Origin of the sequence: Actinomadura geliboluensis, from assembly GCF_005889745.1 — a bacterium.
GTDB classification, from domain to species: Bacteria; Actinomycetota; Actinomycetes; order Streptosporangiales; family Streptosporangiaceae; genus Spirillospora; species Spirillospora geliboluensis.
In genome coordinates, this window is record NZ_VCKZ01000415.1 from 1 (window position 1) to 7,710 (window position 7,710).

The following is a 7,710-nucleotide window of genomic DNA, read 5'->3' on the forward strand; positions in this document are numbered from 1 at the left end:
GGTGTTTGGAAGCGGCCGATGTGTATAGGAGACAGGCCGGGGTGCGGAGGACGAGGGCGGGCAGGTCGGCGATGGTGGGGAGGACGTGGGTCGCGCCGGCGGTGCGGAGGCGGGCGCGGGAGTGGGGGCCGGTGAGGACGCCCGCGGCGACGGACGCGCCCGAGCGGCGGGCGGACATGATCGCGGGGGCCGTGGCGGCGCACACGGCGATGTTGCGGACGTCGTCCACGCCGAGGCGGAGGGCGGCGGTCAGGACGAGGTCGGGCCACGGGCGGTCCCGGGGGACGTCCTCGGGGCTCAGCGTCAGGTCGGCGCGGTCCCACCAGCCGAGGGCGTCGATGATGCGGGCCTGCCGGGTGCGGCCGGAGCCGGTGAGCAGGCAGACGCGGACGCCGGAGGAGCGGAGGCGGCGCAGGGCGTCACCGGCTCCGGGCACGGGAACCAGGCCGCGCCGGTCGATGAGCTGGCCGTAGGACCGCTCGAACGCCAGGTGCGCGGCCTGGGCGCGGGGCTCGTCGAAGAGCGAGCGAAAGACGCCGATCTCCGATTCGCCGCGCGTGTCGTGGAAGCGGGCGGTGGCACGTTCGAACGCCGCCGTGCCGGAGACGATCCCCAGGGTGGCGATCGCCTCGGCGAAGGCGGTTTCGGCGGTGTCGCCGTCCGCGACGGTGGTCCCGGCGAGATCGACGCAGGCGACGGTGATCGGCGCCGCCTCGGTCACGCCGGGGCCTGTCGTCGGCGTGTCAGTTGTCGGACGACGTGGCCTCGGTCCACAGGTCCAGCTCGGCGCGGTCCTGCTGCATCCGGCGCCAGACGGCGAAGCCGCCGAGTGCGACAACGGCGAGAATGAGCAGCTTCTTCACGGTGGGACCCCTTCACCTCGACTATGAAGTCAAAACCCGGGGATCGCGGATCAGTGACTGCTTCCCCCAGGTTCTTGGAAGCCTAGCAACCGTTGCCGGGCGGTCCGCACCCCGCTCACCGTTATCGGACGGCACGTCTGATGTGCCGTCCCTCGCCGGGACGTCCGGCGGACCGCATAATCCGAGGGGACGACCTTCTGGAGTGCCGATGGGAGAGGACGACTTCCGGCGCTGGGAACGCGAGTTCGAGCGGGACGCGCCGGAGGAGGGGCGGTCCGGGAGCCGGGGGCTGATGCTGATCGCGGGGATCATCGCCCTGGGGTGCGCGGCGCTGATCGCGATGGGGGACGTGCCGCTGGGCACGGCCGGGCTGGTGCTGTCGTCGATCGTCCTGCTGCTATGGCGGATCGGGTTGTGATCCGCCATCATCTCGGCATGGATCTGCGCGGAGCGACCGTCCTGGTGACCGGGGCGACCGGCGGGATCGGGCAGGCGCTCGCGACCGCGCTGGCCGACCGGGGCGGCCGGGTCGTGCTGACGGGCCGGCGGGCGGACGTCCTGGAACCGCTGGCCGACCGGCTCGGCGGCCGCGCCATCGCCGCCGACCTGGCCGAGCGCGGCGCGGCGGAGAAGCTGCTGGACGAGGCCGGGCGGGTGGACGTGCTCGTCGCGAACGCGGCGCTGCCGGCGTCCGGGCTGCTGAGCGACTACTCGATCACCGAGATCGACCGGACGCTGGACGTCAACCTGCGCGCGCCGATCGTGATGGCGAAGCTCGCCGCGGCGCAGATGGCCGATCGTGGCCGCGGGCATCTGGTGTTCGTGTCGTCGCTCGCCGGGAAGACGGCGTCCGGGCACGCGTCCCTCTACAACGCGACGAAGTTCGGTATGCGGGGGTTCGCCCTGGCCCTGCGCGAAGATCTGCGGCCGCACGGCGTCGGCGTGTCGACCGTTTTCCCCGGCTTCATCCGGGACGCCGGGATGTTCGCGGACGCCGGCGTGACGCTGCCCCGAGGTGTCGGCACACGGTCTCCGCGGGACGTGGCGCGCGCGACGATCCGGGCCATCGAGCGGAACATCGCCGAGGTCGACGTCGCGCCGCTCGGGCTGCGGCTCGGCGCCCGGATCGGCGGGATCGCCCCGGCCCTGTCCGCGGCCGTGCAGCGACGCGCGGGCGGGCAGCGCATCGCGGAGGGGCTCGCCGACGGGCAGCGCGGCAAACGGTAGCGACAAATCCGGATACTCAAGTGATAATCCGGGCGTGTCCCGCTTGATCAGTGGGACGGGCCTGGCGCAGCGCCCCGGCCGGACCCGGCCGCCGCGTGCGCCCCTCCCGAGGAGGTCTGCGCATGTGGACGGGCAGGAAGATCGTGATCGGGGCGGCGGCGCTGACCGTCCTGCCGCTGATGACCGCCGCGCCCGCGCGGGCGGCGGAACCCGCGGATGCGACCGTGGTGCCGATCCAGGTGACCGGCGACCCCGCCAAGCGCTTCAACCTGATCGTGCTGGGCGACGGCTACACAACGGCGGACATGCCGAAGTTCCGCACGCACCTCGCCACGCACCTGAACGACCTGTGGACGATCGAGCCGTTCAAGTCGTATCGCAGCTACATCAACGTGTACGCGGTGGAAATCCCGTCCGGCGAATCTGGGGTGAGCTGCGACCCGGCGTTGTCGTCGCCACGCCGCACTACACCGCTGCGCATGGCGTTCTGGAGCGGGTGCCGGGACGACGGCATCCAGCGCCTTCTCGTCATGGACTCTGCGGCGGCCAAGACGTACGCGGATCTCGTCCAAGGGGCGACGGTAGGAAACCGGCAGATCCTTGCGCTCGCCAACAGCGACACCTACGGCGGTGCAGGCGGGACGTATGCGACAGCATCCGGCGGCAACGCGATGTCCGCTCTCATAGCCCCGCACGAACTCGGGCATTCACTGGGCGGGCTGAACGACGAGTACGACTACTACCAGCGGGGCGTGCCTGGTGGGACGTACAGCGGTCCTGAGCCTGAGTCCATCCATCACACGCTGCTGACAGAGCAGGAGATGAAGGCGCAGAAGAAGAAGTGGTGGCGCTGGCTCGGTGAGCGTAGCGAGGCCGGAGGCACCATCGGACGCTACGAGGGCGGCCTCTACTTCAGTAAGGGTGTGTGGAGGCCGAGCCAGCATTCGATGATGAAGACGCTCGGCTACTACTACGACCAGGTCGCGCGCGAGCGGATGACTGAGCGAATCTCAGGCAAGGTCAGCCTCGTCCAAGCGCACACGCCCACGGACACTCCGGTGGGCGACGACCGCGTCCTGTGGGTCGAAACGATGCACCCGGCCGGTCACCAGTTGTCCGTCGCATGGGCGGTCGACGGGAGAACTGTGCGGAAGGGTTCCAACCTCGACCTGTCCACGCTGCGCCTCAAGAAGGGCACGCACACGGTCACGGTGACGGTCACGGACCCCACCGACTTCGTCCGGGACCCGGCCATACGGTCGTCGTCCGCACTCACACAGACCCGCTCATGGACGGTCGACACCGACCTGAGGACACCGCCGGCGACCGTACCCGTTGACATCACCTCCTCCACGCCGACCGACCAGCCCGTGAACGCCGAGTCGGTCGTGTTCGCGGAGACGACCCATCCGCTCCGATTCGTCCCCAAGGTGCGTTGGGAGCTCGACGGCCGCCCCGTACCGGGCGGCGACCGGGACATCGACCTCAGCCGCTTCCGGCTGACCGCAGGCACGCACACGCTCGTCGCCAGGGTCGGCTCCAAGAGGCGGGTGTGGACGGTCGACGCGGAACGTCCAGCGGTGGCGTACGAACTGTCCAAGGCGGCCCAGGTCGTCCGAGGGCGCACACCCGAGTACGTCTTCGACGGCCCGTTCACCATGCGCCTGACCGGCAGCGACGACCGTCCAGGCGTGGTCGTCCCGGAGTTCCGGGTGGACGGCGACGGCTGGTTCAACTACTTCGGCTGGCCGACGGACTCGTCCGCCCCCTGGCTGTTCACCGCGACCGGCACCGTCATCGACGGCCTCACCTACGGCAAGCTCGGCAAGGGCCGCCACACCATCGAGTACCGCGCGACCGACCCGTCCGGCAACACCAGCCAACCGCAACGCTTCATCGTCACCGTCCGCTGACCCGACGCGCAGCCCGCTTCCCCTCCCTCCACAGCCATTCACCAGGTCCATATCGAGGGACGGCCTGGATGCAACGGAGGACATCGCCCCGAACACATGCCGCCGAGCCCGACGCACAGACGCCAACGTCCCAGCGCGCCGTTCCACAGACGCCGGCGCGGCAAGGCCCCAGGTGCTAGCCGCGGCAACGTCCAGGTGCCAGCCGTAGCAACGCCCAGGCTCGAACCCGCCGCCCCGCAGACGCGAAGGGCTGACGCGCGGACGCGAAGGGCTGACGCACGGACGCGAAGGGCTGACGCACGGACGCGAACGCGCCGCCGACGCGCAGGCACGGAGGCACCGACGCGCACCCTGCCGATCCGCAAACGCCAGCGTGCTGACGCACATGCGCGAACGGGTCGACGCGCGCGAGGTCTGCAGTGGTGGCGTCGCAACCGCAGCGGTCAGTGGAGCGAACGTGGCCGCAAGAGCGCGCGTCAAGTGCTGTGCGCCTCGGACCAGCGCCTTGAGGAAGCACGGCGGACCGACCGGCACCCTGGAATGCTCCACGACCACAGGCGGGCATCTGGGGTCGAGCGACCGAGTCCGGGGGCGGGCCCCAGGCAAGGGTGAGTCCAGGGCACGCCCCCGACACGCACACCGCGTTCGCACTCATCCTGAGGCGGGCTCAGCGGCGGCTCTCGCTTCCTTGGACGGCTCCTCCTCGGTTGCGGGCTCGGCCGCCGGGGGCGTGGTGCGACGCGCGGTCGCAAGTACGGAGCCGCCCAGGATGAGCGCGAACGAGGCGATGATCGTGCCAGTCAGGGGCTCGCCGAGGAAGACGACTCCGGCGGCGACCGCGACGGCCGGGTTCACGTAGGTGAACACCATCCCGCGGGACGTGCCGACCTCCCGGATCAGCTCGAAGAACACGATGAACGCCAGCGCCGTGCAGACGAGGCCGAGCGCGATGAGCGCGGCGAGCACACGCCCACTCGGCATCGTGTCCGGCCAGGTGGCGATCGCGGGGCCGGTGTAGAAGAGCGCGGCGATGGCCAGCGCGAACGCGGCCATGTGCAGGCTGGGCAGGTCCTGAAGCTTGCGCATGGTGATAATCGGGGCGATCGAGTATCCGAGGACGACGAGCATGACCTCGCCGATCGCCCACGCGCTGCCACCGGTGAGATGCGGGGCGGCGAGAACGCCCACGCCGGCCAGGCCGACGAGCAGCCCCAGCCAGCGCATCGGGCCGAGACGCTCCGCGTCGCCGGTGAGCCATGCCAGCACGACCCCGACGATGGGGACGGCGGCGATCAGCAGACCCGTCATGGAGCTGGTCAGCCGGTTCTCGGCGTCCGACAGCAGCGCCCACGGCCCGAGGATCTCCACCGCGGTGAACGCCAGCAGCGGACGCCAATGCCGGCGGACCGTGTCCAACTGCCCGGACCGGATCACCAGCGGCAGCAGGACGAGGGCGCCGAGCGCGGTCCGGGTGAACACCACCATGGGCACCGAGACGCTCTCGACCGCCACCTTGATCATCAGATAGGGGATGCCCCAGAGCACGCTCATCAGCGCGAACAGCATCCAGCCACGACGGCTCAACACGACCTCCGTTCGATCCGTCCGCCCCCAGCGCGCCGTCGCCACCGGACACAACCCCACGTGACGGGCCCGACACCAACCCTGCGATGCGGCCTCGACCTCCGGGCCGCTCCCCGCGTCGTCGCCTCTCCCCAGCACGCCCAGGACGGACATCACCAGGGTGCAAGACGCCGAGCCACACCGTCTTGAACGCTGTTGCGGGGGGGATGGCCGAATACCGCACCTCTACGAAGCAACAGCCCGCACGCGCCCCCGCCCCACCCCAACCGCCAGGTCCTCCTAGCGCCCATCACCAAGACGCACGCCGACGCACCACGCTCTCCCAGCGACTGTTGCGATCGGGCCGGACATCAGGGTGAAGGGCGGCGCACCGCACTCTCTTGGACGCTGTCGCGGAATGCGCCGGGGGTGACGCCGAGCACGCGGCGGAACCATCGGGTGAGGTGCGCCTGGTCGGCGAATCCCACGAGCGTCGCCGCCTCGGCCGGACGATGCCCGGTCTCCAGGAGCGCACGGGCTCTCGCCACGCGGTGCTGGGCGAGCCACGCGTACGGCGGCATGCCCATCGCGTCGCGGAAGGCGCGCAGCAACTGGTAGCGGGAGAGTTCGAGGTCGGCGGCCATCTCGGCGAGCGTGGGCGGGGCGGTGAGCTCGTCCGACAGACGGGTCGCGACCCGACGGGCGATCCGCCCGGCATCGGCTCGGCCGCGTGGCGGCATCGCCGCGGGCCCGTGCACGGCGTGCCGCCGAATGAGAGCGCCGAGCACGCCGAGCAGCCGGGATTCGCCCTCCAGCGGGTCTTCGCCGAGCCGGAGGGCGCGGTGGGCCTGCCGCAGCGCCTCACCGAGCCGTACGTCGTCGATGATCGGCTCGCGGAAGTGGGGCTCCGCCGACACCGGCCCGGCCTCTGCGGCCGTGGCAGCGCCCAGCAGTTCGGCGCCCGGATAGAGACACAGGTAGGCGAACCCTTCCGGACGTGCGGGACCGCCGGTGTGCGCTTCCCCCGGCTCGACCACGACGATGCTCCCGGCCGCCGAGTAGATCTTCTCGCCCCGGTAGCGCATCGTCTCCAGGCCGTCGACCGTCACGCCAATGGCGTACTCGTCGTGGGTGTGCGGTGCGTAGTGCCGCCGGCCGATCCTGGCGGTCAGTAGGTCGAGCGGCGCCCCCTGGATGCCACCGACGCGGGTCCACAGGGTCTGGTCAACGCCCCTCCCAGAGCTGGCACCAGCGGCCCGGCCGCTTGCCCTCGGTAGCCGACGAGCCGTTCCGGTACCTGGACCTCGCCCATTGCGCCCGCTGCCACCCTCACGGCCCTCACCGGAACCAGAGCCACCGCCGTGGGCGCCTTCGACCGCCCGCAGGGCGCCACGTCCAGCCCCACTCCCATGCCTAATCCCAGGGCTAGCCTCGAGCCCAGCGGCCGCACCGGACCCTGCGGCACCGTCGGTGGCGATGGCAGTGGCGTCGAGTACAGGGGCGTCGATGGCCGAGCCGGTCACATCGCCAGTGACGATGGGTGCGCCAGTGGCGGCGCCGGTGGCCGTAGTGAAGTCGGCAACCGGACCAATCGCGCCAGTGGCTCCGACTGTAATGGCGGTCGTGCGACTCGTGGCGCCACTGGCAGCGGCGGTAGTCGGACCGGCGGCGGAGTCGATGACCAGACTGCTCGCAGTACCAGTAACGCTGATGCTGGCTGCGCCAGGTGCAGCAGTGGCGGCGGCAAGACCAGTGCCGAGGTCGGGGTCAGTTGCGGAGGCAGCCGCATGGCCTGCGGAGGCCGCAGGGCCGGTGATGACGGCGGCCGGGCCGGTCGAAGTGCCCGTGACAGCAGCGTTGTCTGGACCGGTGCCATCGGTGGTGGTGGCCGGGTCGGTCGCAGCATCGGTAGTGCCGGTGGTGGCTGCGCTAGAGACAGCAGGGGCGGCGGCAGGACCAGTGCCAAGGGTGGGGGCAGTTGCAGGGGCAGCTCTATGCCCTGTGGGAGCCGCAGGGCCGGTGGTGGCGCCAAGGCTGGCGGTGGTGGCAGGGCCCGCGTTGGCTTCGAGGTGGGGGACGGTGGCCGTGCCGCTCGGCGCGTCAGTGATAACAGCTGCGCCAGTGGCCGTGGCGGTTCTAAAGGC

Annotated in this window: 7 protein-coding genes; 3 read left to right on the forward strand and 4 right to left on the reverse strand. The window is 71.1% G+C overall.

The window, feature by feature from the left end; genetic code table 11:
- Positions 1-721: HAD family hydrolase (locus ETD96_RS36915; protein ID WP_138641147.1), on the reverse strand; the 721-nt coding region annotated here is incomplete at its 3' end.
- A gap of 22 nt (positions 722-743) precedes the next feature.
- The gene (locus tag ETD96_RS47160; RefSeq protein WP_217999819.1) at positions 744-863 is read right to left on the reverse strand and encodes a DLW-39 family protein; all 120 of its coding nucleotides are present in this window, start codon (positions 861-863) and stop codon (positions 744-746) included.
- Positions 864-1,071: 208 nt separating this feature from the next.
- On the opposite strand from ETD96_RS47160, the gene ETD96_RS36920 reads away from it, so the two are divergent.
- The 3 genes from ETD96_RS36920 to ETD96_RS36930 all read left to right on the forward strand — a co-directional run bounded on the left by ETD96_RS36920 (position 1,072) and on the right by ETD96_RS36930 (position 4,003).
- Positions 1,072-1,281, forward strand: coding sequence for a hypothetical protein (locus tag ETD96_RS36920; RefSeq protein WP_138641148.1), 210 nt, complete (start codon positions 1,072-1,074; stop codon positions 1,279-1,281).
- A 17-nt stretch (positions 1,282-1,298) separates the two neighbouring features.
- On the forward strand, positions 1,299-2,090 hold the full coding sequence (locus tag ETD96_RS36925; protein WP_138641150.1) for an SDR family NAD(P)-dependent oxidoreductase: 792 nt from the start codon (positions 1,299-1,301) through the stop codon (positions 2,088-2,090).
- Between the two features lie 122 nt (positions 2,091-2,212).
- Positions 2,213-4,003 (forward strand): M64 family metallopeptidase, encoded by a 1,791-nt coding sequence (locus tag ETD96_RS36930; protein ID WP_138641151.1) that lies wholly within the window; start codon positions 2,213-2,215, stop codon positions 4,001-4,003.
- 651 nt (positions 4,004-4,654) lie between these two features.
- Here the strand turns inward: ETD96_RS36930 and ETD96_RS36935 are convergent.
- Complete coding sequence (locus tag ETD96_RS36935) at positions 4,655-5,587, reverse strand: DMT family transporter (protein WP_138641153.1); 933 nt, start codon at positions 5,585-5,587, stop codon at positions 4,655-4,657.
- Between the two features lie 350 nt (positions 5,588-5,937).
- Positions 5,938-6,783, reverse strand: coding sequence for an AraC family transcriptional regulator (locus ETD96_RS36940; protein ID WP_138641154.1), 846 nt, complete (start codon positions 6,781-6,783; stop codon positions 5,938-5,940).
- Positions 6,784-7,710: the final 927 nt, after the last annotated feature.

Bases quoted from the DNA above. Each gene is read 5' to 3' on its own strand.
- ETD96_RS36920 (WP_138641148.1), top strand. From the start codon at position 1,072: ATGGGAGAGGACGACTTCCGGCGCTGGGAACGCGAGTTCGAGCGGGAC.
- ETD96_RS36925 (WP_138641150.1), top strand. From the start codon at position 1,299: ATGGATCTGCGCGGAGCGACCGTCCTGGTGACCGGGGCGACCGGCGGG.
- ETD96_RS36930 (WP_138641151.1), top strand. From the start codon at position 2,213: ATGTGGACGGGCAGGAAGATCGTGATCGGGGCGGCGGCGCTGACCGTC.